At 50.8% G+C, this 24665-nt stretch carries 24 protein-coding genes and 1 tRNA gene; 22 read left to right on the top strand and 3 right to left on the bottom strand.

Going from position 1 to position 24665, the window contains the following annotated elements:
• The first annotated feature begins 129 nt into the window (after positions 1-129).
• The 18 genes from H503_RS0107175 to H503_RS0107090 all read left to right on the top strand — a co-directional run bounded on the left by H503_RS0107175 (position 130) and on the right by H503_RS0107090 (position 17251).
• Positions 130-1740, top strand: a complete 1611-nt coding sequence (locus H503_RS0107175) for a putative polysaccharide biosynthesis protein (protein ID WP_016459940.1) — start codon at positions 130-132, stop codon at positions 1738-1740.
• Positions 1741-1977: 237 nt separating this feature from the next.
• Complete coding sequence (locus H503_RS0107170) at positions 1978-2841, top strand: alpha/beta hydrolase (RefSeq protein WP_009015319.1); 864 nt, start codon at positions 1978-1980, stop codon at positions 2839-2841.
• 21 nt (positions 2842-2862) lie between these two features.
• Complete coding sequence (locus H503_RS0107165; protein WP_009015318.1) at positions 2863-3540, top strand: SLC13 family permease; 678 nt, start codon at positions 2863-2865, stop codon at positions 3538-3540.
• A 14-nt stretch (positions 3541-3554) separates the two neighbouring features.
• The gene (locus tag H503_RS0107160; protein ID WP_014129159.1) at positions 3555-4151 is read left to right on the top strand and encodes an SLC13 family permease; all 597 of its coding nucleotides are present in this window, start codon (positions 3555-3557) and stop codon (positions 4149-4151) included.
• A 38-nt stretch (positions 4152-4189) separates the two neighbouring features.
• The gene (locus tag H503_RS0107155; RefSeq protein WP_016459941.1) at positions 4190-5434 is read left to right on the top strand and encodes an acid shock protein; all 1245 of its coding nucleotides are present in this window, start codon (positions 4190-4192) and stop codon (positions 5432-5434) included.
• 95 nt (positions 5435-5529) lie between these two features.
• A complete protein-coding gene (locus H503_RS0107150; protein ID WP_016459942.1) occupies positions 5530-6435 on the top strand; it encodes a LysR family transcriptional regulator in 906 nt (301 codons plus the stop codon).
• A 181-nt stretch (positions 6436-6616) separates the two neighbouring features.
• Positions 6617-7579 (top strand): M23 family metallopeptidase, encoded by a 963-nt coding sequence (locus tag H503_RS0107145; protein ID WP_009015315.1) that lies wholly within the window; start codon positions 6617-6619, stop codon positions 7577-7579.
• A gap of 124 nt (positions 7580-7703) precedes the next feature.
• On the top strand, positions 7704-8555 hold the full coding sequence (locus tag H503_RS0107140) for an NAD(P)/FAD-dependent oxidoreductase (protein WP_009015314.1): 852 nt from the start codon (positions 7704-7706) through the stop codon (positions 8553-8555).
• Entirely contained in the window at positions 8555-9544 is a 990-nt protein-coding gene (locus tag H503_RS0107135; RefSeq protein WP_016459943.1) for a hypothetical protein, read from the top strand. The genes H503_RS0107140 and H503_RS0107135 overlap by 1 nt, the downstream gene beginning before the upstream one ends.
• 51 nt (positions 9545-9595) lie before the next feature.
• The gene (locus H503_RS0107130; protein WP_009015312.1) at positions 9596-10063 is read left to right on the top strand and encodes a peptidylprolyl isomerase; all 468 of its coding nucleotides are present in this window, start codon (positions 9596-9598) and stop codon (positions 10061-10063) included.
• On the top strand, positions 10063-10353 hold the full coding sequence (locus H503_RS0107125; protein ID WP_009015311.1) for a GIY-YIG nuclease family protein: 291 nt from the start codon (positions 10063-10065) through the stop codon (positions 10351-10353). The genes H503_RS0107130 and H503_RS0107125 overlap by 1 nt, the downstream gene beginning before the upstream one ends.
• A gap of 474 nt (positions 10354-10827) precedes the next feature.
• Complete coding sequence (locus H503_RS0107120; RefSeq protein ID WP_009015310.1) at positions 10828-11025, top strand: cold shock domain-containing protein; 198 nt, start codon at positions 10828-10830, stop codon at positions 11023-11025.
• 90 nt (positions 11026-11115) lie between these two features.
• Positions 11116-11871, top strand: a complete 756-nt coding sequence (locus H503_RS0107115) for an SDR family NAD(P)-dependent oxidoreductase (RefSeq protein WP_009015309.1) — start codon at positions 11116-11118, stop codon at positions 11869-11871.
• 69 nt (positions 11872-11940) lie between these two features.
• Positions 11941-13296, top strand: coding sequence for a branched-chain amino acid transport system II carrier protein (gene brnQ, locus H503_RS0107110; protein ID WP_009015308.1), 1356 nt, complete (start codon positions 11941-11943; stop codon positions 13294-13296).
• Positions 13297-13451: 155 nt separating this feature from the next.
• A complete protein-coding gene (locus tag H503_RS0107105; protein ID WP_014129154.1) occupies positions 13452-14057 on the top strand; it encodes an outer membrane beta-barrel protein in 606 nt (201 codons plus the stop codon).
• 121 nt (positions 14058-14178) lie between these two features.
• The gene (locus tag H503_RS0107100) at positions 14179-14502 is read left to right on the top strand and encodes an ArsR/SmtB family transcription factor (protein ID WP_014129153.1); all 324 of its coding nucleotides are present in this window, start codon (positions 14179-14181) and stop codon (positions 14500-14502) included.
• A 100-nt stretch (positions 14503-14602) separates the two neighbouring features.
• A complete protein-coding gene (locus H503_RS0107095) occupies positions 14603-15967 on the top strand; it encodes an aldehyde dehydrogenase (protein ID WP_014129152.1) in 1365 nt (454 codons plus the stop codon).
• A 108-nt stretch (positions 15968-16075) separates the two neighbouring features.
• Positions 16076-17251 (top strand): iron-containing alcohol dehydrogenase, encoded by a 1176-nt coding sequence (locus H503_RS0107090; RefSeq protein ID WP_026385639.1) that lies wholly within the window; start codon positions 16076-16078, stop codon positions 17249-17251.
• 338 nt (positions 17252-17589) lie between these two features.
• On the opposite strand, the gene H503_RS0107085 is transcribed toward H503_RS0107090, so the two are convergent.
• Positions 17590-17666: transfer RNA gene (locus tag H503_RS0107085), tRNA-Arg, on the bottom strand.
• Positions 17667-17739: 73 nt separating this feature from the next.
• Positions 17740-18258, bottom strand: coding sequence for a flavin reductase family protein (locus H503_RS0107080; protein ID WP_009015303.1), 519 nt, complete (start codon positions 18256-18258; stop codon positions 17740-17742).
• A 119-nt stretch (positions 18259-18377) separates the two neighbouring features.
• Between H503_RS0107080 and H503_RS0107075 the strand changes: the two genes are divergently transcribed.
• Positions 18378-18803 carry a hypothetical protein gene (locus tag H503_RS0107075; RefSeq protein ID WP_016459945.1) on the top strand — a complete coding sequence of 142 codons (426 nt, stop codon included), beginning with the start codon at positions 18378-18380 and terminating at the stop codon, positions 18801-18803.
• A gap of 14 nt (positions 18804-18817) precedes the next feature.
• Positions 18818-19774 carry a CYTH domain-containing protein gene (locus H503_RS0107070; RefSeq protein ID WP_026385638.1) on the top strand — a complete coding sequence of 319 codons (957 nt, stop codon included), beginning with the start codon at positions 18818-18820 and terminating at the stop codon, positions 19772-19774.
• Between the two features lie 137 nt (positions 19775-19911).
• On the opposite strand, the gene H503_RS0107065 is transcribed toward H503_RS0107070, so the two are convergent.
• Positions 19912-21030: a hypothetical protein gene (locus H503_RS0107065; protein ID WP_009015300.1), complete on the bottom strand. Its 1119-nt coding sequence runs from the start codon at positions 21028-21030 to the stop codon at positions 19912-19914.
• 217 nt (positions 21031-21247) lie between these two features.
• Between H503_RS0107065 and clpB the strand changes: the two genes are divergently transcribed.
• Complete coding sequence (gene clpB / locus H503_RS0107060) at positions 21248-23791, top strand: ATP-dependent chaperone ClpB (RefSeq protein ID WP_026385637.1); 2544 nt, start codon at positions 21248-21250, stop codon at positions 23789-23791.
• Between the two features lie 158 nt (positions 23792-23949).
• Positions 23950-24516, top strand: a complete 567-nt coding sequence (locus H503_RS0107055) for a hypothetical protein (RefSeq protein WP_009015298.1) — start codon at positions 23950-23952, stop codon at positions 24514-24516.
• The last annotated feature ends 149 nt before the right edge of the window (positions 24517-24665 follow it).

The raw sequence follows: 24665 nt of genomic DNA, 5'->3' as shown, positions 1-24665 counted from the left end.
TGTTCAAAAACGCGGGAAAGTCCCTGTGCGATTGCACTTTTTCTCTTAAATATGATAGAATGATGTGCTATACGCTATGCAATGGATACAAGCCTTTGGCTTATCATGACAAAGAAGGATGGTCGCGGCATGAGTGAAGAAGTGACAAAGTCCCAGGGCAATAACAAGTTCCTCAAAGGGACGTTGATCCTTACCATTTCCAGTATTGTTGTCAAGGTCATAGGAGCCCTCAATTGGGTTATCCTTTCCCGAATCATGGGTGGGGAAGGCATTGGACTCTATCAGATGGGATTTCCTATCTATTTGATGGCCATTACGGTCTCTTCGGCAGGAATCCCAGTGGCCATTTCCATCATTACGGCAGAAAAGGTGGCTATGGAAGACTATGGAGGCGCGCAGCGCGTCTTTCATGTTTCCCTGAAGATGCTGTTTTGCACGGGGCTCCTTTTTTCCCTGCTCCTTGTGGTGCTGGCCCACTGGCTTGTGGAAACGGTCCTTCCTGATGCACGTGCCTATTATTCCATCATCGCCCTGGCTCCGGCCGTTTTTTTCGTTACGTTTCTCGCCAGTTTCCGCGGTTATTTCCAGGGCTGGCAGATCATGACGCCGACCGCCTGCTCGGAAATCACGGAACAGGTTGTACGGGTTGGAACCATGATTGTCTTTTCTGCCCTGCTCTTGCCTTACGGTCTTACTTACGCCGCTGCCGGCGCCAGCATGGGGGCGGGAGCAGGCGCTTTCTGCGGGCTCCTTGTTTTGATGGGCTTTTATCTAAAGCTCAAGAAGAAGTTTTTCCCCAAAGGGGTGGACAGGACGCCCAAGACGCAGGAGTCAGCGGGCTATATTATGAAGCGTCTTATTGCCCTAGCCCTGCCGGTTTCCATGTCAAGCCTCATGCTTCCCATAGTGTCTAACCTTGACATGATGATTGTGCCAACCCGGCTGAAGATCGGCGGTTGGGACGCCCCGGGCGAGGCAACGACCCTTTTTGGCTACCTTTCTGGCATGGCCGTGCCGCTTATCAACATGTCAACAATCCTTACGGCTGCTCTTTCCATCAGCCTTGTGCCGGCTATCAGTGAGTCCCGGACCCTTTCTGATGAAGCGGGCATTCGCAGCAAGGTGGCAACGGCTTTTACGGTGGCCTCGGTCATCACCATTCCCTGCAGCGTCGGCCTTCACGTTTTGGGCGGACGGGTGGCTGCCCTCATCTATAACGCACCGGCAGCAGGACCGGCCATTGAAATCATGAGCTGGGCCATCTTCCTTTTGGGCCTCCATCAGGTGTCGACGGGCATCCTTCAGGGCCTTGGCAAGACCCGCATCCCTGTCATCAATATGATCATCGCAGCCATCGTCAAGGTCTTCCTCAACTGGAACCTGACGGCGATGCCAACCCTCGGAATCAAGGGATCGAGTTGGGCAACCGTTGCCGATATTGGGATTGCAGCCCTTCTTAACCTCTTTTTCATTAAGAAGTATACAGCCTTTACCTTTGAAGGGCGGCAGCTTCTTAAGACTGCCCTTTGTGCAGCGGTCATGGGAGGCGCTGTAATGCTCGTCCTTTCCCTTGTCAGCCGCGGCGGGCTGGCGCTTTTCCTCAGCATCTTGGTTGCAGTGCCCGTCTATATCCTGATGCTCCTCTTGCTAAAGACTTTGACAGAAGAAGAACTGCTGGAAATCCCTTTTCTCGGCCGACGCATGGCGTGGCTGGGTCATAAATTGGGGCTTTTGAAATAGGCCGCAGGAAAGTTCCACAGAAAACAAAACATGGCTATTCCTTATTCGTTTACGGCAAAAGGCCGGGGATCCATTGTCTCTATGGATCTCCGGCCTTTTTTGTATTTTCATGATATTCCGCTAAGGAATACCATGACTTGCTCATTTCGAAGTTCATATCAAAATCGAAGCCTCCTATAATGAATTCATAGAATAAACGGAATATTTAAATAGCTAAAACAGAAGGAGGTTCTTGGAATGGATGAGCTGGAAAAGGTAAGGGGACAGGCTCTTGGAAAGAAGGCGGACCCTGCCTATTTGGAAAAATTCCCCATTAAAGGATGCGAGGAACTGATGATTCCAACGCGCGGCGGCAATGCCCTGGTTCACCTCTATCGTCCGCAGGCCCTGACTTCACCGCTGCCAGCGGTGATTAATTTTCACGGTGGCGGATTTGTAAAGGGATATCGGGGCCGAGATATTGAATTTTCGCAGATGATAGCCTCGCGAGGAACCTATCTTGTTTTTGATGTGGACTACAAGGTTGCCCCGGAATATCCCTACCCATGCGCCCTTGAAGAAGGGGAAGATGTGGTCACTTATCTTTTGGCACATATGGCAGACTATGACGGGGACAGGAACCGTACGGCACTCATGGGGGAAAGCTCCGGAGGAAACCTTGCCATCGGAATTTCCTTGAAACTGAAAAAAATAATGGCGCCTCAGCCGAGCTGCGTCATCTGCTGTTATCCACCTTGTGATCTCGTAACAGATCCCGCTGTCAAAGCGGGCGGGAAAAAGGATGACCCCATGAGTGAACGGGGCCGTCTTTATAACAGCTGGTACCTGCCCGATGGAAGAAACCACGAAATCTACGCATCCCCCCTGCTGGCGTCCCCGGACGACTTGGTGAAGCTGCCACCTTTTACGGTGATCACGGCGGAAGAAGATATATTGTGCCGGGAAGCATTGGAATTTGCCGAACATCTTATCGAAGCCGGGGTCACGGTTACGGTAAAAAAGGTGCTTGGGGCCAAACATGCTTTCCTAGTGAGCCGGACAACCGGTTATGAAAGAGCGGAACAGGTTGTGTTCCAGACTTTTCAGAGCTTTCTTGGATAAGGATCAAAGGAGGAAAGTAATATGGATCAATTAGCCGTCTGTCTTCTTATTTTTGCGGTGACCGTAATTGGCTACTGCAGCGGGTTGTATAGTATTGCAACGATTTCCCAGATTTCTTTGATTGCCCTGACGCTTACAGGATGTCTGAGTGCAAAGCAGGCACTGGGATACTATTCCAATTCCAATGTCATCATGATTGCGGGAATGTGCGTCGTAGCCGCCGGATTCAACCGGACCGCGTTTTGCGCGCGGCTGGCTGATGGGATTTCCCGTTTGGCACAGGGCAGTGTCAAGAAGATGATGCTGGGATACGTGCTCATCGGGGTTCTTCTCAGCCAGTTCATCCAAAGTCCTGTCGTTGTCTTTGGGATTGTGGCCCCCATGCTCATTGCTTCTGCGGAAAGCATGGGAATCAGTCCCAGTAAGGTCATTTTTCCCGTGGGCGTGGCCACTATCTGCACTTGCTGTACCCTGCCCCTTGGTGCAGGTGCGACCGTAGCAGGCGAACTGAACGGCTACATTGAAAGTTATGGCTATACGCAGCATATGGTCGGCTTCCTCGATCCTATGATGGGCCGACTGCCGATGCTGATCATTGCCATTGTTTATTTCAGTTTCTTTGCCTTGCGGTTTTCTCCGGACGAGCCCATCCTTCCAACCAGCCTTGAAACAAAAAAACAAAAGATCATGCACCGCTGAGTACTTTTTCGGAAATGGCTGCCATCGTCATTTTCTTTGGAGATGCCATCGCCTTGATGTTTGCTAAAAAGCTGGGCCTTCAAAATTGGGAAGTTTGCGTGGCGGGGGCTCTTTTGATGGTCATCTGCAAAGTCCTCAAACCTAAAGAGGCGTCGGGCTCTATTCCTATTAGCATGCTCCTTTTGATTGTGGGTTCCCAGGCTATGGCCGGGGCGCTTAGTGTAACGGGTGCCGGTGAATTCATAGGCGGCCATATTGCGGCCCTTGTGAAGCTCGTTGACGGGAACTCCTATGCGGTGGGATTCATTTTCTTCCTGATTCCCTTCATCATGACGCAGTTTATGTCCAATCGTGGGACAATGCTGATTTTTCATCCCATTGCCATTGCCACTTGTGCGTATATCGGCGGGAATCCCGTCGGGCTGATGATCCTTATTCAAGCCGCCTGCCTTTCTGCCTTTATGACGCCGATGGCCACTTCCGCGGTTCCTTATATCATGGAATGCGGCGGCTATGACCAGACTTCCATGATCAAGCAGGGCCTGCTTTATTCCGTAATTGCCTGCGTTGTGTCGGTGGGGTGGATCATGACGTTGTATCCCATTTTATGAGGATAGAGGACACTAACCCAAATTTGGAAGGAGTGATTATGATGAAAAAAACAGTGATGATGGTGGCTGCTGCCATGGGGATTTCTTCCCTTGCCTTTGCGGCGAATCCTTTTTCGGACGTACCGCAAGGCCATTGGGCCTATGCGTCCTTTGCGCAACTTTCAGGTTCCGGCATCCTTGAGGCATACCCTGATAGTACGTTTGCGGGGGAGCGCACCATGACCCGTTATGAAATGGCACAGATCGTGGCAAAGGCCCTTGCCAAAGGGGCCATTGGGGCGGATGATCGACTTGTCGCTGAATTTGCGGAGGAACTGGACCAACTTGGTGTACGGGTTGCCGCCCTTGAAAAGCAGGCCAATCGGGTCAAGATTACGGGGCGGATCCGTCTCAATTATCGTGAGCGCAGTGGGAAATTCCATGAAGACAGTGATGCCAAACTTCGTACGCGGCTATATCTTACCGGCGAAGTGAATGATACCCTGCAATTTGTTTCCATGATCCAGAATCAGCAGTATTTTCTTCAAGGCAAGAATGAATCGGGGGACAGTGATACGGTTTTCCAGCGCGCCTATCTACAGGGACGGATTGGCACGGTCAAGGTCACGGCAGGACGCTATAATGACGCGTTTGCAGAAAGCAATATCTATGATAACCGTGTTGACGGCATTAAACTGGGGGTTAATTTGGGCCATGCTTCTTATCTTGTCGGCGCCTATGGTAAAATGGCAAGTGCAGATGTCAGTTCGGCTCCGGGTTCGACGGGAATTTCGGCTGCTGGTCGCTACGCCCGGGCTGCCCTGGGCGGCGAATGGGGCCGCTTTGACGGGGAAATCAACTATGTCAAGGCAAAAGATGTCATGAACATGGGAAAACAGGGGAGCGATGATAAAATCTGGTCCGTCGGGACCAACTATAAACTGGGAAAACTCAAGGTGGGCGCCATGTACCTGCAGGGAGACAATGATGTTGTGGACGCCTACGGCGGAAGTGACTGGGGTACGGTTTACAGCCTGCGCTACGGGGCCTCAGATAAGAAAAAAACGGGATCTTGGGGGCTTTTTACGCAATACTTCAATCAAGGTGCCGCAACCGTCATCAGTCATCCGATGTATGGTGATACCAAGTCCTTCCCGCTGGAAGGCTATAAGGGATATGTCGTAGGCGGGAACGTGACCCTTGCTCCCAATATGGTTGCCGATGTTGAGTGGTATGATCTTAAAGGCAAGAAAACTGGTAAGCATTCACGGACCCTTTGGTCCATGCTGAATATTTCTTTCTGACAGTGCCTGGATAAGTGCAGCCATGAAAAGACCCTGAAGGGCCTTGGCTTTTTGACGCATACGCAGAAAAGGAACTCAATGAAAGGTGGCTTTTTGTGGATAATATTGATTGGCTGCTCATGAAGCTGCTCCATGAAAAAAAGAGTCTCAACAAGACTGCCGAAAGTCTATATATGACGCAGTCGGCCGTGAGTAAACGCCTCCAACGCATTGAAGCGGAATGGGACATCAAGGTGGTCAAACGGACCAGCAAAGGTGTTATTTTTACGCCCAGTGGGGACGCGCTGGCCCATCTGTCCCTTACGGTCCTTGAAGGGATGGATGCCCTGAGGAAACGTTTTCGCCTGCAACGCTGCCATAAGAAGGGGAGAGGCCAGCAGCTGCTCCGCTTTGGGATTACCAATTCCTTTGCCCGGCTCAATCTTTCCGATCTGGTCAGTGCCTACAGTAAGGCCTGTGATGAACTAAGCGTCCATCCAATCTTGGGCTCATGGGATTCCAATATCAAAAAGCTCAATGAAGGTAGCGTTGATGTCGCTGTTTGCTTTGATTGCCATGAAGCCCACAGTGGGGGCCGGCGGATCTTTGCGGAAAAGCTGTATCTCCTTATGCCCCGGCATCTTTCTGTAGATGGGGCGGCTGCGTTGCCCTGCGTCATCGGTTACCACAGTACTTATGCCAAGAATTTGATCCATGAGGGCTTATCCTACGTATTTCCTGAACAACATAAGGACATCGAGGAAACCTCTCATGTGGAACTTGCCGTCAGCATGGTGGAAAGTGGCAGTGCTTGCACGTTGATTTTTGGCGAAGATTGGAAAGTCAATCGCCAACAGGTCAAAGAAGTTGAAATCCATGATGAAAAAGGCAGTCCAGTGTGGGGGGAAGTCTATTTGATCTGGACGCAGGAAGCTTATCGTGATTTGAAGATCCGACGTTTCATCAACTTTACGGAAGCACATTTCAAATCGAAAAATCCATCGCTCGGAGAAAGTACATAAAATGCCTCCCAGATCCTTTCCCTAAGGACCCTTGGTCAGCGTTTTTCATCTGTACGCAGTGCGAAAATCGCCGACCGGGAGCTTTTTTTGTGATAATTTTGGGGCAACCCTTGTCTTTTGGAAAGGTTTATGATATAAAACATTACGAAATTTCAATGAAAGAAGCGTAGGGCAAAGAGCCATGATGGATAAACATGCAATAAAAGAAAAAGGAAAGCAGCTGATTGATCACCTCCCGGGATGGGGCGACATCCATGGGGCGTTTACTTGGCAGGACCGGCAGGGAAAGCGTCACCAGCTTTCAGTGGGACCCAAGCTGGTGACGCTTGCCGCCTTAAGCACCGCCTTTTGTGCAGTCGCCCTTGCCGTCTGTGCAGGCCTGCTTTCCCGGGCCTGGGCCGAACAGGAAGAACTCCAGCATTACCGGGCCGATTACGGGGTCTATACGGAACGCCTGGCCAAGCTTATGGATAACAATGAAAAACTTCAGCGGGAACTTTCCCAAGTGGCTAAATTGGAAGCGGCTGTCCGAGAAAAACTGAAAGCAGACGGCGTGAAGATTGGCGAAGAATCGGTGGACCAAAAGTCCCAGGAACTGGACCAGGGAGGCAAAGGCGGCCCCTCAACGGACGATCAGCTCCAGGTCCTTGAAGTACAGGACGAAATCAACTGGAAACGCCTTGCCTACAAAAAAGAAAACCTCACCAATATGCTTCTTGCCCTTTCAAGTACGGGTGACGGGACCTATGGCTGGCCCCTTGACGGCGGAGAAATCAGTTCCTTTTATGGGCTGCGGGCCGATCCCTTTGGCGGTGGCTCCGAGTACCATTCCGGTCTTGATATTGCAGCGGACTTTGGCGCACCTGTAAAGGCTGCCGCGGCAGGCACCGTGACAGCGGCCGGACTCAATGGCGGCTACGGGCGTTTTATCAGTATTGACCATGGGTCCGGGATGTCGACAGCCTATGGCCACATGAGTGCCCTTGCCGTTACAGTGGGGCAGCAGGTGTCCCGCGGACAGGTCATTGGCTACGTGGGCAGCAGCGGCTACAGTACAGGCCCGCATCTGCATTTTGAAGTCCGGGAAAACGGGCAGACGGAAAATCCCCTGCAGTTTGCCGTACCGCCCAGGACCCGTTCATAAGCGTTTTTTTAGGCTGCCCTCTGGGCGGCCTATTTTTCTGTCCCCTCCATATGATATAATGAAAAGCGATGCAGGCAGTTTCAGCTCCTGCAGATCCAACTCGCACAACCCAAGGAGAATCCCTATGATTTATGATCTTGCTATCGTTGGCGGCGGACCGGCTGGCCTCAGTGCCGCGGTCACGGCGAAAAACCGCAATTTATCGACTGTTCTGTTTGATCCGGGCAGTTTTGGCCTTGCGTTGCAAAAGGCTTCCCATATCACAAATTACCTTGGCTTTCCCGACATTTCAGGCAAGGCGCTCATGCAAGCCTTCTTGGACCATGCCAAAAAAGCCGGAACGGAAATCGTATCTGAAAAAATCCTTAGCATCATGAACCTGGACGGCCATTTTTATCTTGCCACGCCAAGCGGCGTAACCGAGGCAAAGACTGTTATCCTCGCCTTGGGCATTCCCCGTTCAGCCCAGCTTATGGGAGAAGCAGACCTTGTGGGGACAGGAATCAGTTACTGCGCGACCTGCGACGGGAACTTTTATCGGAACCGTCCCATTGGCGTCATCTGTACCGTTCCTGCCCAGTGGCACGAAGTGGAATTTTTGGCAGGTCTTGCAAGTCAGGTGACAGCCTATGTGACGTTTGATGTGGAAGGCCCTGTTCCGGGCAATGTGACCGTACGGAAGGACCGCCCCAAGAGTGTTGCAAAGGACGGGCAGGAGCTTGTACTGCAGGCTGATGATGCCCAGCGGATGGACGGCCTTTTCATCCTTCGGGAAAGTGACCCTGTAACCCGCCTTTTGCCAGAACTTGCCATGGAAGGAAACACCATCAAGGTGAATAAACGTCTGGAAACGAATATTCCCGGTGTCTATGCTGCCGGTGACTGCATTGGACAGCCCCTGCAGATCAGTAAAGCCACGGGCGACGGTCTTGTCGCTGTCTTTGGCGCGGCAGATTACTTGAGGAAAAAGGGCTGATGAAAGGCTCGGCTTTTCTTTCCTTGATCCTTGCCGCCCTGCTGACCGCTGGCTGCAGTGGGGAAAAGAAAGATCAAAAGACTCCCGATGTCGTGCCTGCTGAAAATACCCAGCGGGAAACCAAGACCACGACAACCGGTGAAAACGATCATGGTGCCCGAATCGAATTTGTAACGCGGGAACATAAGATGGAACGGGTCCTGTTTTCCGGCGGCTATCTCCGCAGTTTGCCTGAAGAAAGCCCGACAGCCATCGTCCGGGAAGTCCCGCAAGGCAGTGAAGGCATGATTTACGGAAAACGTGTCTTAGGAAAAAAGGAATGGGCCAAAGTTACGACGCGCGATGGCGTGACCGGTTGGTATACCATTCCGGAGACGGCGCTTAAGGCAGGTCAGCAGGCAACCCTTGAAGAAATCAGCAAGGTCCATCGCAGCACCTATCCTCAGATTATCGGAGGGGTGGCATCTGATGTCGCACTTGCCATCAATCGGGAAATCGGCCGTTATCTCGATGTGTACCGCTTTGTGACGGGACCTGTGGGCAGTGATCTTTCCTGCCATGTAACCTATAACCGGCGGAACATCCTGAGCTTTTATTTTTCCGGACCGCCTATCCGCTACCGGGCTTACAGTGTGAAATCCATCAATGATGGTCCTAGCTGGAAGGAAGTGGAGCGCTATGCGTTCGTGTCCCCCCTGTGGGGAGGCGCCGACCCACGCATCATGACCAGCGCTGTGACAGACATCCAGTACGCCATGACTTTTGATCTTGCAAGCGGCCGCCGTCTGACCCTTAGTGATTTTATTGGGAAGGAGAACCTAGCTAAGGCACGTGCCCTTGTCGAAGCCTTTGGCGGCGAGGCGGCCTTTGAAGAAGATAACTTCTATGTCGACGATAAGGGACAGCTTTTCCTCTTCGCCGAAAGAACCCAGCCCCAGCCGGGACGGGAAGCCCTGAATCTTTCCCGCCTTGTCGTGCGGGATTATTGACAGCAGTTTGGCCGCTCTTTGAGTCGGCCCAGAATATAATCAAAGAGGTGCATGATGAACAAGAAAGTTAGATTTTCAACAACCTTGGGCGATTTTACAGCTGAACTTTTTGAGGACAAAGCGCCCAAGACGGCCCAGAATTTCATTGATCTTGCAGAAAAAGGGTTCTATGACGGTGTTATTTTCCACCGGGTCATTGATGATTTCATGATCCAGGGCGGAGATCCAACCGGTACAGGCATGGGCGGCCCAGGCTACCAGATCGACGATGAATTTGGACCAGGACTCAAACATGACGGGGAAGGCATTCTTTCCATGGCCAATGCTGGGCCCAATACAGGCGGCAGCCAGTTCTTCATTACCCTTGTGCCAACGCCGTGGCTCGATGGCCATCACGCCATTTTCGGCAAGATCGTGGAAGGCATGGACATTGTCCATAAGATCGGGTCCACACCGACGGATTTCCAGGACCGTCCGCTTGAAGACGTGGTCATGAATAAGGTGGAAATCCTGAAATAATGGCAGCTTACGTGTACATGGTTCGCTGTGCCAATGGCTCCCTATATACGGGGTGGACCACGGACCTATCAGCACGGCTGAAGGCCCATGTATCAGGAAAAGGAGCCAAGTTTACGCATGCTTTCCATGCCCTTTCCATGGTTTACTATGAAGAGCTCCCCGGAAAAAGTGAAGCCTTGAAACGGGAATGCGCTATCAAGAAACTGACGAAAAAGGAAAAGGAAGCCCTTGTCAAAACTTTTGCGGCTGGCTCCCTACCCCTTTCTGCTTGCAAGGCAAAGAACCCCTAAGCGGCACTCTGGCTGACAAGATCTCGAGAAAATGGATTACGCATTTTTTCGAGGTCTTTCTTTTTGTCTCATCTGAGCGGCCTTTTTGCCCGTAAGAAAGGGACTGGACAGGTTCCTTTTTCGTCAGCGGCAATCTTCTATGAGGCTATCAGCGCAGTGAAAACATTCTTAAAGACAGAGGGACACCTCCATCATGAAAGGAGGGACGTTTGCGTCTCAGATAAACAAGACGAAAATTGTTTCGAAAGTTCTGAAAACAGGAGCTTTTTTTATGCCCTATTGCTCTTATGCCCATGGAAACCATAGGAAGTACGGGAACTGTTTTGAAAAAATCACTGGACAATCTTCTTGTAAAAGCGTGGGGAGTATGATAGAATGAACCTCAGAAAAAGCGGACTTAATGAATGTTACGACAATGAGTTTTGACATACGTTTGGTGTGGTTTTTCGCAATATTTTTTAGGAGGCCAAGTAGATGACTGGCAAAGTTAAATGGTTTAATGCTGAAAAGGGTTATGGCTTTATTGAACGTGAAGACGGCGGCGACGTATTCGTTCATTTCTCCGCAATTCAGGGCGAAGGCTTCAAGACCCTGGAAGAAGGCCAGGCTGTTGAATTCGACGTTGTCGAAGGCAACCGCGGTGAACAAGCTGCAAACGTTGTTAAGCTGTAAGATATAAATCGTATCTGAAGGAAACAACAAGAAGCGGAAGGCGTTTCACTTAGGTGAAACGCCTTTTTTGATATGGAAAGGAGAATCGCCGTGTACGCATACGGAATGGAAGAAAAACGGGGCATCATCACAGGCGGTACGTCCGGGATTGGTCTTGCGGCAGCCAAAATGCTTGTCCGTGACGGAGCCCATGTCTTTATTGTGGGTCGGGACGCGGAAAAGGGCAAGGCCGCCCTTACGGCCCTTTCTGATGGCAAGGGTAAGGCCACCTACGTTGAAGCGGATGTAAGTACCCTTGAGGGCTGTCAAAAAGTAGTGGAGGCTGCAGGGGAAGGGAATGCTAAAGTGGATTTCCTTGTTAACTGTGCCGGCATGTACCAGGAAGAAGCCCTTCAGGATATTACGGAGGCATCCTACAGTAAGATGATGGATGAAAATGTAAAGAGTACAATCTTCCTTACAAAGGCGGTTCTTTCCCTGCTCAGTGACGACAGTCCTTCCATCCTCAACATTGCATCCGATGCTGCCCTTGAAGGCAATTATGGCTGCGCCGTTTATGCTGCAAGTAAAGGGGCTGTCGTCGCCTTTACCCGTTCCGCGGCGCTTGATCTCTCGCCTTGGGTCCGCGTTAACTGCCTCTGCCCCGGTGATGTCAATACGCCCCTTGTAAAAAAACAGCTGGAAGAAGGGGGCTATACGGTCGAGAGCATGGCCTCCATTTATCCTGTGGGACGCATTGGCGAACCCGAAGAAGTGGCCCACGTGATCTGCGCCGTCCTTTCTCCGCTAAATGGCTTTATGACAGGCGCCATCCTTTCCGTCGATGGGGGCCTGACGGCAAAATAACCAGCCCCGCTTTCTCTAACAATTTTGCTTATCCTTGATTTTTCAATTGCGATCCATAAGGAGAACTTCATGAAACAACTGACCCGTGCTCAATATTTCTTTTTGGGATCCATGCTCTTTGGCATGATGTTTGGTGCAGGGAACCTGATTTTCCCGGTCCATCTGGGACAGCTTGCCGGGAGCCATTTTTGGCTTGCAAACTGGGGCTTTATTTCGACAGGTGTCTTTATGCCCTTCATTGGTCTCATTGCTCTGGGAATTTCTGGCGCCACAAGCGTCGAAGACCTGGCAAACCGCATCCATCCCACCTTTTCCAAGATCTTTACCGTGTTGCTCTATCTCACCATTGGTCCATGTTTTGCGCTTCCTCGAACGGCTTCTGTATCCTTCCAGATCGGGGTGGCTCCTTTTGTGCCTCCCGGTTCAGAAACCCTGATTATGGCACTTTTTACGGGAGTCTTCATGGCCCTTGCACTTCTTATGGGACTGAAACCATCTAAGCTTATTGTTTACATTGGCAAGTTCCTGAATCCCGCGTTCCTTCTTTTTCTTGCACTTCTTGTGGCTGTGGCCCTTATCCATCCCATGGGCTCCTACAGTGCCATGATGCCGCATGGAGCCTATGTATCCCAGCCTTATCTTACGGGGTTCAAGGAAGGCTATAACACCATGGATGTTCTTGCCGTCCTTGCTTTTGCCATTGTTGTCATCAATACCCTGCAGAGTCTGGGCATGACGGACCGCACGGCCATGACAGGCGATATCTTTAAGGTTGGCGTGATCGTAACGGTCCTCATGACAGTCATCTATACGGCAATCACCTGGCTTGGTGTTTCAAGTATGGGGGCTTTGACCCTTTCTGATAATGGCGGCATTGCCCTTGCGGAAATTGCGGCCTATTACTTTGGCCCCTTGGGACAGCTGCTCCAGGCCATCATCGTGACCCTTGCCTGTTTCAAGACGGCGATTGGGCTCATTACGAGTTGTTCTGAAGCTTTCCATACCCTGTTTCCCAAAGGACCGGGTTATCGGACCTACTGCTATATCATGGCGGGATTTTCCTTTGTTGTGGCAAACGTGGGCCTTACCCAGATCATTAGCTTAGCCATTCCCGTCCTCATGTTCATCTATCCCCTTGCCATTGCCCTCATTCTGTCGACCTATGCGGCGTATTTCTTTCACCATGATACGCGTTTTTATAAATGGCCGGCTGCCTTTACAATCCTTGCTGCCTTGGGGGATGCCCTAAGCGTCCTTTCCCCGGCGATTAAGGAAACCGGTTTTGTAAAAACGATTCTTTCGTTCCACGCCATGCTGCCTTTTTCTGCAGATGGCATGGCCTGGGTCGTGCCGACCTTCCTCGGGTTGGTCGTGGCCCTGATCCACGTCAAACTGACGGGTGAAAAGCCTCTTTCCCTAGGCTGACTGCATTGCGCCTGATCCTTTTTGGGTCAGGCTTTTTTTGTTTAGATGGGTCTTCTGTAACACCGCAGCCCCCCTTCCTTCACAAAAGACCATTTTTTTGTTATAATAAAGTGTCAATAAAATCGTCAACTCATTGGATAAGGAGGGATTTCCCTATGAAGAAGAACATCATGCTGGCCCTTGTATTAGGCCTGATCCCTGCCAGCCTCGCGGCTGCTTCCCCGCTTGCTGAAATTGCACCGGGCCGTGCACAGATCGATGCCAATGTGACCCTCGGCAGTTCCCTTAAAGGAGAACGGGACGGGCATACAATCGACTTTGACGGCGATACCCGCTATCGTGTTGGAGCGACTGTAGGCATCAGCGATGGACTTGGCCTGGACTATACCTATGCTTCTCATGAAGGCGATGATAACGCTTCAGTCCAGAGTCATCAGGTTAATCTGGTCTACCAGTTCAACCCCTATCTTTACGGTTTTGGTGGCTACGTCCGCAATCGTGCCCATCATCGTGGCTATACGGATAATACCAATGGCTTCCAAGTTGGTGCAACAGGCCGTCTGCCCCTTGGCAAGACCACGCCGTGGGCTAAGTTTGGCATTGGCAATACGATTACCCAATATGAAGTCGGTGTTGGCTATGCCATTACGGATAACTGGGAAGCCAATGTTTCCTATAATGACAGTAAGTACAAGGATTTCAGCGGCGATACGGACGTAAAGACTCATGGCGTCAATGTCGGCGTTTCCTACAAATTCTAATAAAGAGTATAGAGCCGTGCCTTTGGCATGGCTCTTTTTTCGTTGACAAGAAATTGGCTTCAGCCTATTATGTTTATGTGATTAAACGAATAAACGGATAGGCGGAAAGGAGCCCTCGCTCATGAAAGAGAAAGACCTTGCCATTATGGAACAGTTTCGGAAATGTATCCCCATCTTTTCTGTTCTCAATGATGCCAAACGGCAGGAAATCATCCTTATCCTTACGGATTTTCCTGGGGAAGGGCTGACCGTAAACGGGATTACGGAACGAATTGACCTTTCAAGACCGGCGGTTTCCCATCACCTGAAAGTCCTCAAACAAGCAGGAGTCATTGGTGTTAGAAGCTGCGGCGTTGAAAATCATTATTACCTCACGTTCAAGGCCGCCCTTAGGAACCTAAAAATCCTTGTTGCCCAGGTTGAAGCAAGCTGCGACCTTCGCTGAAAAAGCCGGATAGGCACCATCTCCTACTTTTTGCTATGTTGCCCCAGCAAATCATAGCACCGTCACAATCTGACGGCATTGCTTCAGAGGAGTAAAGCACATGGAATTTCATGACATCGTGATTCAGCAAAAGTCTTATTTTGACTCGAATTCAACAAAAAGTATAGCCTTTCGCAAGATTATGTTGAAAAAATTGATGGATGCCCTTGATGAACGGGAAGATCTTCTTTTGGAAGCTCTGCACAAGGATCTTGGTAAATCACGGGGCGAAGGGTATATGACAGAAGTTGGCATGGTCCGTAGCGAAATCAAGGAAGCCCTGATCAATGTCGAGGCTTGGAGCCATCCTAAAAAGGCAGATGGCTCGTTCCTGACTTTCTTTCCCGCGACGAATCATATTTATACCGAACCGTATGGCGTGGTGCTCATCATCGCGCCTTGGAACTATCCCCTGAATCTTACGCTGATGCCCCTTGTGGGAGCGATTGCGGCAGGAAACTGTGCCATTGTGAAGTGTTCCCCGGAAAGTGTCCATACGAGCCGTGCCATCAAAGATCTTCTTGCGGACCTTTTCCCACCGGAATATATCTATTGTCCGGAGGCAGACTTGCCCTTTGAGACCCTTTGGCAGGAAAGGTACGACATGATTTTTTTCACCGGCAGTCCAGCAGCAGGCAGGATCGTCATGAAGGCTGCCAGCGAGCATTTGACGCCCGTCATCTTGGAATTGGGTGGCAAGAGTCCCTGCCTTGTCGATGCCTCGGCGAACATCGATCTTGCGGCACGGCGCATCGTCTGGGGAAAATTCATGAATGCCGGTCAAACCTGCATTGCCGTGGACTACGTTGTCGTACAGGAAAGTGTAAAGGACGCGCTTCTTGCTGCCATGACAAAAGAGATTGGAAAGCGCTATCCCCATGCTGAAAAAAGTGATGCTTATCCGTCCATCATCAATCAGCGGCATTACGACCGGCTTATTGGCCTCATGAAAACAGAATCTAGCCTTATTGGCGGTGCTGTGAACGCGGAAAAACGCAGGATTGCGCCTACCTTGATGCCTGAGGCGGATTTTGATCATCCCATCATGGAAGATGAAATCTTTGGGCCCTTGCTTCCCATAATTGCTGTAAAAGACATGCAAAACGCCGTAGCGCACATCAAAACGCTGCCTAACCCCTTGGCTTGTTATGTGTTCACAGAAAACAAGGCGGTTGCAGAAGCGGTCATTGCCAATCTTTCTTTTGGCGGCGGCTGCATCAACGATACCCTTCTTCACGTGACAAACCCAAACCTACCCTTTGGCGGGGTGGGAAATAGCGGCATGGGAAGTTATCATGGAAAGGCAAGCTTTGATGCTTTTTCCCATAAAAAAAGCATCGTCAAGAACACGACACGCTTTGACATTTCCTTGCGCTATGCCCCGTTTACGGAAAGAAAAGTAAAATGGCTGAAACGCTTTTTCTAGGCTGCATGCATGCGCCAAAGGCATGAAAGAGAATAAAAAAGAAGCATTGGAAAGGGCCCAGCCCATCCGATACAATAAAATCAATGCTAGAACAAAGGAGGAATCCCCATGCTTGGAGAATTCATGTATCATAATCCAACAACGCTCTATTTTGGCTCACAGTCCTTGGAAAACCTGGACCGTGAACTGCCCCTTTATGGACCGAATGTCCTTTTGGTCTATGGCGGCGGTTCCATCAAGAAAAATGGCATCTATGATGCCGTTTTCTCCTACCTAAAAAAGAACCATAAGGTGGTTACGGAAGTTCCCGGCGTCATGCCGAATCCAACGGCTGAAAAGCTTCGGGAAGGCGCCAAAGCGGCCAAAGACAGCAAGGCGGACCTGATCCTTGCCGTTGGCGGCGGATCTTGCTGCGATTTTGCCAAAGGAGTTGCCGTTTCCGCCTATGCTGATGATGATCCCTGGGAAAAGTTCTATGTCCGTTTTGAAGAACCGAAAAAGGAAGACCGGATCGTCCCTGTTGCCTGTATACTGACCATGGTGGGAACCGGGTCTGAGATGAACGCTGGTTCCGTCATTACAAACCATGAAGAAAAGCGTAAAGTAGGGCACGTTTTTGCTGACGCACGCGTTTTCCCCCGTTTTTCCATCCTGAACCCTGAATTTACGTTTACCCTCCCAAAGAGGCAGATGGTAGCTGGGATCTATGATATGTTCAACCATATCTGCGAACAGTATTTTTCTGGCTATGATGATAATACCTCTGATTACCTTGCCGAAGGCCTCATGCGTTCTGTTATTGCCGCCTCCCGCATTGCCATTCAAAACCCCAAGGATTACGAAGCCCGCAGCAACCTCATGTGGACGGCAACGTGGGCCCTTAATACGCTCATTGGTATGGGAAAGACCCAGGACTGGATGGTCCATATGCTGGGACAGGCTGTCGGTGCCTATACGGACGCTACTCATGGCATGACCCTTTCAGCCGTTTCTCTTGCCTATTACCGTTTCCTCCTGCCCTATGGCCTCAGTAAGTTCAAACGTTTTGCTGTGAACGTGTGGCAGATCTGCCCCGACGGCAAGTCGGATGAAACCATTGCCAAAGAGGGGCTTGCCGCTATGGAGGCGTGGATGAAGGAAATTGGTGTCGCCTTGAAGCTTGGCGAAGTGGGCGCCACGGAAGCGATGATTGACGGCATTGCTGATGCGACCTTTATTTTGAAGGGCGGTTATAAAGTCCTGACCAAGGATGAAGTCAAAGCCATTCTCAAAGCAAGTTTTTAAGGAAAAAATGAACTGGGAGCCGTGTCCCTGACATAGAAGAAAGGCGTCAACTTGCGTTTATTTTCAAGTTGACGCCTTTTTCGTTTGCTGCCATTTTTCCAGGGCCTTGCTGCAAAGCATCGTTTTGCGGGCCCTGAAACGGTATGGAAAGGCCGCAGCCGAAGGCAGATATAGGGCTCGGCTTAGGGTGGAGTCTTCCCACCGTTTTTTTGATGGAGAATGCAAAAACAAGGGACAATCGATTCCACAAGCAGTTTCCCGTCCCTATAGGGGTACGTTCACAGGAAGCCCCATATAAAAAAGAACGCCCTTGTTGGACGTTCCCTACGTTATACAATTGGTGCGATTGGCGCGAGTCGAACGCGCGACCCTCTGCTTAGGAGGCAGATGCTCTATCCATCTGAGCTACAACCGCATAACAGTATTATTATACCAGATAGTCCCTAAAAAAACAAAGGCGGGGACACATCATGTGTTCCCGCTGCACCTTATTTCACGATATAGGCACTCGTGATTTCCGCGATGTACTGGATATGACGGTCTTTGTTGCCGTTTTGATCTGCTGGATACCATTTGCCTTCCTGTTGAGCCAGGTTTTCCAGGGCTTCGACCTGGCGGAAGAGAACCTTGCATTCAAAGGTTAGGGGCAGTTCCTTGAATGCCGGTGCCTTGACAGTTTCGCCCTGCTGTACCGTCAGGCTGAGGGTCTTGATTTTATCAAGGTCACGCCCCGACTTTGATCCGCAGACCTTGATGATTTCAGGATCAACGGCGCCCAGGGGGACATTCACCGTAAATTCTCCTGACGCATCGAGATAGTCCCGGGTCAAGCGGCTTTCCCGTACATAGACCGTGAGGACGGGCTTTCCCCAGTTGGTGCCTAGGGCGCCCCAGCCGATGACCATCGTGTTCATGGCGCCTTTTTTTTCGGTTGAAAGGAGAACGCCTTTGGGGAGGGCCTTCATCAAGGCTTCAGCATAGGAAAAAGGTTCAATGTGTTCATTCATGGGAATGTACCTTCTTTCTTATCATTCTTACGTTTTCATTATAACAAAAGCTGTCAATGGTGCTTGCAAGGCCGGAAGGCCTTCGCTATACTGAAAGAGAAAATGAAAGGAGGATTCCTATGAAAAAGACTGTTATTTCCTTCCTGATGGCTGGCTTGCTTCTTATAGGCATGCCCGCCCTTGCTCAGGAAGGAGATTTGCCTGATCCCGAGTGGCAGGCTGTTGTCACGGAACAGGGCGGCACCCGCTGGGATCTTGATACAGCGACCATCATGAAGCGCGGTGAGGGCCGCGTGGCAGGCTTCCGCAAGACCCAGCCCGATGGTTCGTATGCGCTTACCCTCGGCCTTTTTACGAAGGATCGCCGTATGGCGCCCATTATGAAGCTTTCTGTAACGAAGGATCATGAGATCAAGGAGCGGTGGCGCGCGGAAAAAGAGGAGTGGGTGACCATTGAACCAGGTTCCGTCTTGGAGAAGATTTATGATGCTGTCTGGAAAGCCCCTGTTTCTGAAACCCTTTCAAAAGATTCGGATCACGCCTAAGGAAAGGAACTGAAATGGGAAAGGAAATCGAAATGAAGCTCCTGACGACCCAGGCGGGATGCCACAGGCTCTTTGCCGCTAGGACCGTCACGAAAACCGCTCTTCCGGTAACGGAAAAGCGTCTTAGCCTCAAAAATATATATTATGATACAAAAGATGGTGCCCTGAACCGGGAACGCATGGCCTACCGCGTGCGTGTCACCAATGGCAGCGCTTATGAAGCGACCATCAAAACAAAAGGTACATCCACAGGAGGCTTTTCTGTCCGCGGTGAATATACCGTGCCCCTAAAGGACGAAACGCCTGTGACGGAAGGTTTTCCTCCCGAAGTGACGAGGCGCCTGAAGGACCTGCTTCATGGGGAATCACTTGTTCCAACCGTGACGATCACTTTTGCGCGCCACGCCATGGACCTTGCGGCAGGAAAAAGCCGTGTCGAGCTCTCCCTTGATGAAGGCATCATAGAAAGCGGCGACCGTTCCCAATCCCTTAGGGAGGTGGAATTTGAACTCAAAGAAGGGGACCCTGCTGCCCTTTTTGAGCTTGTCAGCCATCTTGCAGGTGAAATCCCCCTCTATCCGGAAGACCGGAGTAAGCTCGAACGAGGCCTTTTCCTTCTTGCAGGAAAGACACCCCAAGAGTCCTGCGACGATGCTGTTAAAGTGCCCAAGACCTTTGCAGATGCTGCGCGTTTCCTTAGGGAAATCCTTCATGACCTAGGTGGTTTCTTTAACGGCACTGGAAAGAAAGCACCTATTGCTGACCGCCTGATCCTTTTTGCCGATTTTTGGGAAGAAAAGGCCTTGGGCGGGGACGAGGCGGCGCGCCTTCGGGAAGCGGCAGCCCATTTTGAAACGGATGACGCTGCCTATCTGGAAGAAGATCTTGAAGAGGGACGGATTGCCGCGCTGCTTTGGCAGTGCCTTGCGAAGGTCTACACCAAATCCCATGAGGAAGAAAGCTATTTTTAGCGGGAACTTCCACGGGCAAAAAAATAAAAGTCAAAAAATCAAAAAAGTATTTGACATTTTGACTTTTGGTGAGTACAATAAACCCAGGAAGTGCGAAATGACTTCCTGGGTCTTTTCCTTTGAAAGATCCTGTTTTCTTAGAAGGGATGGGGCGATGTAACCCAAGTCAAGATCGTGATGAGCTTTATGATGGCCTCTGGCAGGGCCCACATGGCAGCGGCTGCCGCAAGAACGGCCAGAAGTCCGATGATGAGATGCAGTTTCTTTGAGAAGCGGTCCATCAGGACTTCCGTATTGAGCAGTTCGTAGCAGCGCTGGAGCACCTTTAGTTTGGTGTTGATATTTTCCCGCCATACGTCAGCCCGCAAAAGATACATGTACCGGGCGTAGACGCGGGCGTTGAAGACATCCTCTGTGACTTGGAGGGCGTTATCAACATTGCTCGTAAGGACGCTCATGTCGGCCATGACTTCCATGAGCTCATTGCGGACCTTGCGGAAGGTCTTGGCCTTACCGCGGGATCCGGGTTCGGTTGCTTTGTCGATTTCGTCGTATGTGCTGTCGATGGCTTTCCGGAGGGCATCATCGTAGTAGCGCAGTTCGAGGAACTGGGCATTGGCAAATTCAAGGAGGTCCGGCAGGTCCGTGCTTCCCGTCCGATCCAGCATAATCGCTGTATCCCACGTCAGGTAGATGACATCGTCCTTGCTGTAGGAGAAGCGGTTTACGAGGGCATCCTTCCTCGTTTCTTCGCTAAGCGGCGTCTTGTCCTTCATGATAAGGGCCGCCAGGTCCCAATCGGGGAGCTTGTCCTTGAAATAGTAGACGACAAAATCCTCATCAAAGTCGGAAATGCGCATCTTCGTGCACGCCGGCCGGATCGTATCCGTGATGGCATCGATGTATTCGCGGACCACGTTTTCTGGCAAGGAGTCGACGGCAATGGTCAGGTTTTGGTATTTTTCATAGGAAATGTCTTCCGGGACTTCCAAATGAAAGATAAGACTGACGACGCCAATGTCAAAGATGCGGGCCTTGATGACCGCTGTGTATTGGTCCCCGGCAAATTCCATATCATGGGTTCCCAATTCAACAAGGACCGGGGGATTCTGAAAACTGATGGAGTTTGGTGCACTCTTTTCAAATCGCAGACGGGATGCAATCTTGTTCCGGCTGGTCCAGATGGCTTCCACGACATTGAGGTCGATTTCATCGGCGACGTCGAAAAGGTGGTAAAGGATAATGGATGAATTCATAAAAGCCTCCTTAACTAGGCAGCAAAAAAAGCAAAGTTCCTATCATCCTTTTTCGACAGCAGCCTTGTTTTTCCTTCCTATCAGGAAGATTACATAAAGGCGTTTTGCACGCCTTCCCCTTTGGGGGATTGGTAACAGGGGTATTTCCCCATTTTCGTGGCCCTTGGGCCCTTATCCATAGAATAAAAATTTTAGGCAGCATGCGGAGGTGTTTATGATGCAGTCAGAACGTTTCAGTGAAGAAGTCAAAAGTTTATTGGAAGCCAGTCAGCAGCAAGCTGTCATGAACTATAACCAAGAGGTGGGAACCGTCCATCTCCTGTCAGCCATGATGAGCGAACCTGATAGTTTCCTCCATTATGTCTTAAAGAGCCTTCATATCGAGGAAAACGACTTCAGTCGTGACCTTGACCATTTGGTGAAGGCCGTCCCGTCTGTGAAGGGAACGGACCAGCTTAGTATGTCCACGGGGATGGCAAGGGTCTTTGCCCTCGCGGAAAAAGCAGCCGGCCAAAATAAGATTACCGGAGCCCATCTGCTGGCTGCCCTCTGTGAAGATGGCGATAGCGATGTGGTTTCCCTCTGCCGCAAGTACGGCATTACCCGTTCGGCCATCCGTGGTCTCGTCGACCGCTATGAAGGCGGCAAGGACAGTGACGAAAACCGCAAGACCTTGGAAAAATATGGGCAGGATCTGACGGCTAAGGCCCGCAAGGGAGCCCTTGATCCGGTCATTGGTCGTGACGATGAGATCCGCCGTACCGTTGAGATCCTGTCTCGTCGGAAAAAGAACAACCCTGTCCTCATTGGGGAACCGGGTGTTGGCAAGACGGCTATTGTAGAAGGCCTTGCCCGCCGGATCGTGGCAGGCGACGTGCCTGAATCCTTAAAGAACAAGACCCTCTATGCCCTGGATCTTGCGTCCCTTGTTGCTGGGGCCAAGTACCGCGGTGAATTTGAAGAACGCTTGAAGAAAGTCCTCAAGATTGTTGCCGATTCGGCTGGACAGATCATCATGTTCATCGATGAACTCCATACCGTCGTTGGAGCCGGTGCCTCCGAAGGGTCCATGGATGCCGGAAATATCCTGAAACCGATGCTGGCCCGCGGTGAACTCCGCTGTATTGGGGCCACGACCCTTAATGAGTATCGAAAGTATATTGAAAAAGACAGTGCCTTGGAACGCCGGTTCCAGCCTGTCCTTGTCAAGGAACCAAGTGTCGAGGATACGGTTTCCATCCTGCGTGGCTTGAAGGAACGGTACGAAGTCCATCATGGGGTCCGCATCAAGGATTCTGCCCTTGTAGCTGCGGCTGCGCTTTCAAACCGCTATATCAGTGAACGCTTCCTGCCGGATAAGGCTATCGACCTCGTCGATGAAGCGGCAGCCCGTCTGCGTACGGAAATTGATTCCATGCCGACGGAACTGGATGAAAGCCGCCGCCGTATGCTTCAGCTCCAGATTGAGGAACAGGCCCTTTCCAAAGAAGAAGATAAGCAGTCGGCTGACCGTCTCGAAAAGATCCGTGAGGAACTGAAAGAGATGAAAGCAAAGAACGATAAGATGACAGCTCGCTGGCAGGAAGAAAAGGCTGGCATTGCCAAGGTTCGCCAGGTCAAAAAAGCCATTGACCAGGTGAAGAAGGACATGGAAACGGCCGAGCACGACTATGATCTCAACAAGCTTGCCGAACTCAAGTATGGCCGTCTGCCGGAACTGCAGAAACAGCTCCAGGAACTGGAAAAAGAAGAGCATGCAGAAGACCGTCTTCTCAAGGAAGAAGTCGACGAAGACGATATCGCCAAAGTCGTCAGCACCTGGACGGGGATCCCTGTGAGCCGCCTTATGGAAGGCGAAAAGAAGAAACTGGCTCACCTGGATGAAATCCTCCATCAGCGGGTCATCGGTCAGGATGAAGCTGTGAAGGCTGTCTCCGAAGCCGTTATCCGCGCTCGTGCTGGTATCAAGGATCCCAATAAGCCCATTGGTTCCTTTATCTTCCTGGGCCCAACGGGCGTCGGCAAGACGGAACTTGCCAAGAGCCTTGCCGAAGTGCTCTTCAACGATGAAAAGAGCATCATCCGCATCGATATGAGTGAATATATGGAAAAGCATACCGTAAGCCGCTTGATTGGTGCGCCTCCGGGATATGTAGGCTATGAAGAAGGGGGTCAGCTCACGGAAGCCGTGCGCCGTCATCCTTATTCGGTTATCCTTTTTGATGAAATCGAAAAAGCTCATGCCGACGTCTTCAACGTGCTCCTCCAGGTCCTTGATGATGGCCGCCTGACTGATGGCCAGGGCCGTGTCATCGACTTCAAGAATACCCTCATCATCATGACGAGCAACCTTGGATCCCATGAAATCATGGAACATAAAGGTGAAATCAGCCATGAAGAAGTGCGCAGTATGCTGATGAAGTTCTTCCGTCCGGAATTCCTGAACCGTGTGGATGACATTGTTGTCTTCAAACCGCTCGGCGAGGATCAGATCCGCAGCATTGTCCGCCTCATTCTGGGTCAGCTGGGCAAACGCCTGCAAAGTCAGATGGAACTCACCCTTGAGGCCACTGATGAAGCTGTCGATGCCCTTGCCAAGGAAGGCTTCGATCCTGCCTTTGGCGCTCGTCCGTTAAAGCGCCTCATCGTTCATAGTGTGGAAACCATCGTCAGCCAGAAGATTGTCCAAGGAGACATTGTAAGCGGCGATCATCTGAAAGTCGTCTTGAAAAACGGTAAAATTGACGTGGTAAAGGCGTAAGCCTTGACTGCTGGGAAGGACCCCTTCTTCCCAGCATTTTTACGTTTATTGGGATTTTTTGGGAAAAACCTTTGTGAACTCGTCGTAAATGAGTTCACAGAGTAGGGGTTCCGTTGTATAATAAGAAGGAATTTGATGAATCGCCAAGGAGGATTTCCATGAAAAAATTACTCACCCTTGTCACGCTTCTTATGACGCTCCTTGCCGTTCCTTTTACGGCAAGTGCTGAGCGCAGCGGCGCCAAAGCAAGCGGCGTTCCTTTCAATAAGACCAAGGTTGTCTATCTAAAAAGTCTCGAAAAGACTGATGGGGAATTTGTTAAGAATAACCCCCAATTCAGACGCGATGAGGATGCGGTCCGCCTCACCTATCTTGGGCTCCAGAAATCCTTGAAGGATGAAGGGGTGACGCTTTATAACAATCCAGTCATGCTGCCCGACCGTTACCTGAGAAAGACCCTGACCATGCAGGTCGTTGTCAATTTTGCAGGGACTGTGCCCCTCGAAGGAGAAGCGGCTCAGGAAGCCATCAAGGACAAACGGGAACCGGTGGAATCCCTTGTCTCCCTTTCCTTCCTTGTCACCAAAGGAGAGGCACCGGTCTACCGTATGACCGACGTGCGTACGAGTAAGGAAAAGAACTTGGAAAAACTCATCCGGGATATGACAAAAGATGTAGCAAATGAAATCACGAATAATCGTATGAAACTAAAAGATGTAAAATAAGAACGCCGAGAGGCTGTGAGAAATGAGTACATCATTTCTCACAGCCTCTTTTTGTATGGCTTGGGAGTGGGGGATTATGATGTTCAGGTGGTGTGATGCTGTGATGCAGGGCCGCACTGCTGTTCTGCCACTAAAATCGGTGCAGCCGA

Origin of the sequence: Acidaminococcus intestini DSM 21505 (assembly GCF_000425045.1) — a bacterium.
Lineage (GTDB): Bacteria > Bacillota > Negativicutes > Acidaminococcales > Acidaminococcaceae > Acidaminococcus > Acidaminococcus intestini.
This window is presented reverse-complemented; position numbering and strand designations above follow the sequence as displayed.

Excerpts from the sequence above, each read along its gene's own strand:
- H503_RS0107175 (WP_016459940.1), top strand. The coding sequence starts at position 130 with ATGAGTGAAGAAGTGACAAAGTCCCAGGGCAATAACAAGTTCCTCAAA.
- H503_RS0107170 (WP_009015319.1), top strand. The coding sequence starts at position 1,978 with ATGGATGAGCTGGAAAAGGTAAGGGGACAGGCTCTTGGAAAGAAGGCG.
- H503_RS0107165 (WP_009015318.1), top strand. The coding sequence starts at position 2,863 with ATGGATCAATTAGCCGTCTGTCTTCTTATTTTTGCGGTGACCGTAATT.
- H503_RS0107160 (WP_014129159.1), top strand. The coding sequence starts at position 3,555 with ATGGCTGCCATCGTCATTTTCTTTGGAGATGCCATCGCCTTGATGTTT.
- H503_RS0107155 (WP_016459941.1), top strand. The coding sequence starts at position 4,190 with ATGATGAAAAAAACAGTGATGATGGTGGCTGCTGCCATGGGGATTTCT.
- H503_RS0107145 (WP_009015315.1), top strand. The coding sequence starts at position 6,617 with ATGATGGATAAACATGCAATAAAAGAAAAAGGAAAGCAGCTGATTGAT.
- H503_RS0107140 (WP_009015314.1), top strand. The coding sequence starts at position 7,704 with ATGATTTATGATCTTGCTATCGTTGGCGGCGGACCGGCTGGCCTCAGT.
- H503_RS0107135 (WP_016459943.1), top strand. The coding sequence starts at position 8,555 with ATGAAAGGCTCGGCTTTTCTTTCCTTGATCCTTGCCGCCCTGCTGACC.
- H503_RS0107130 (WP_009015312.1), top strand. The coding sequence starts at position 9,596 with ATGATGAACAAGAAAGTTAGATTTTCAACAACCTTGGGCGATTTTACA.
- H503_RS0107125 (WP_009015311.1), top strand. The coding sequence starts at position 10,063 with ATGGCAGCTTACGTGTACATGGTTCGCTGTGCCAATGGCTCCCTATAT.
- H503_RS0107120 (WP_009015310.1), top strand. The coding sequence starts at position 10,828 with ATGACTGGCAAAGTTAAATGGTTTAATGCTGAAAAGGGTTATGGCTTT.
- brnQ (WP_009015308.1), top strand. The coding sequence starts at position 11,941 with ATGAAACAACTGACCCGTGCTCAATATTTCTTTTTGGGATCCATGCTC.
- H503_RS0107105 (WP_014129154.1), top strand. The coding sequence starts at position 13,452 with ATGAAGAAGAACATCATGCTGGCCCTTGTATTAGGCCTGATCCCTGCC.
- H503_RS0107100 (WP_014129153.1), top strand. The coding sequence starts at position 14,179 with ATGAAAGAGAAAGACCTTGCCATTATGGAACAGTTTCGGAAATGTATC.
- H503_RS0107095 (WP_014129152.1), top strand. The coding sequence starts at position 14,603 with ATGGAATTTCATGACATCGTGATTCAGCAAAAGTCTTATTTTGACTCG.
- H503_RS0107090 (WP_026385639.1), top strand. The coding sequence starts at position 16,076 with ATGCTTGGAGAATTCATGTATCATAATCCAACAACGCTCTATTTTGGC.
- H503_RS0107080 (WP_009015303.1), bottom strand. The coding sequence starts at position 18,258 with ATGAATGAACACATTGAACCTTTTTCCTATGCTGAAGCCTTGATGAAG.
- H503_RS0107075 (WP_016459945.1), top strand. The coding sequence starts at position 18,378 with ATGAAAAAGACTGTTATTTCCTTCCTGATGGCTGGCTTGCTTCTTATA.
- H503_RS0107070 (WP_026385638.1), top strand. The coding sequence starts at position 18,818 with ATGGGAAAGGAAATCGAAATGAAGCTCCTGACGACCCAGGCGGGATGC.
- H503_RS0107065 (WP_009015300.1), bottom strand. The coding sequence starts at position 21,030 with ATGAATTCATCCATTATCCTTTACCACCTTTTCGACGTCGCCGATGAA.
- clpB (WP_026385637.1), top strand. The coding sequence starts at position 21,248 with ATGCAGTCAGAACGTTTCAGTGAAGAAGTCAAAAGTTTATTGGAAGCC.
- H503_RS0107055 (WP_009015298.1), top strand. The coding sequence starts at position 23,950 with ATGAAAAAATTACTCACCCTTGTCACGCTTCTTATGACGCTCCTTGCC.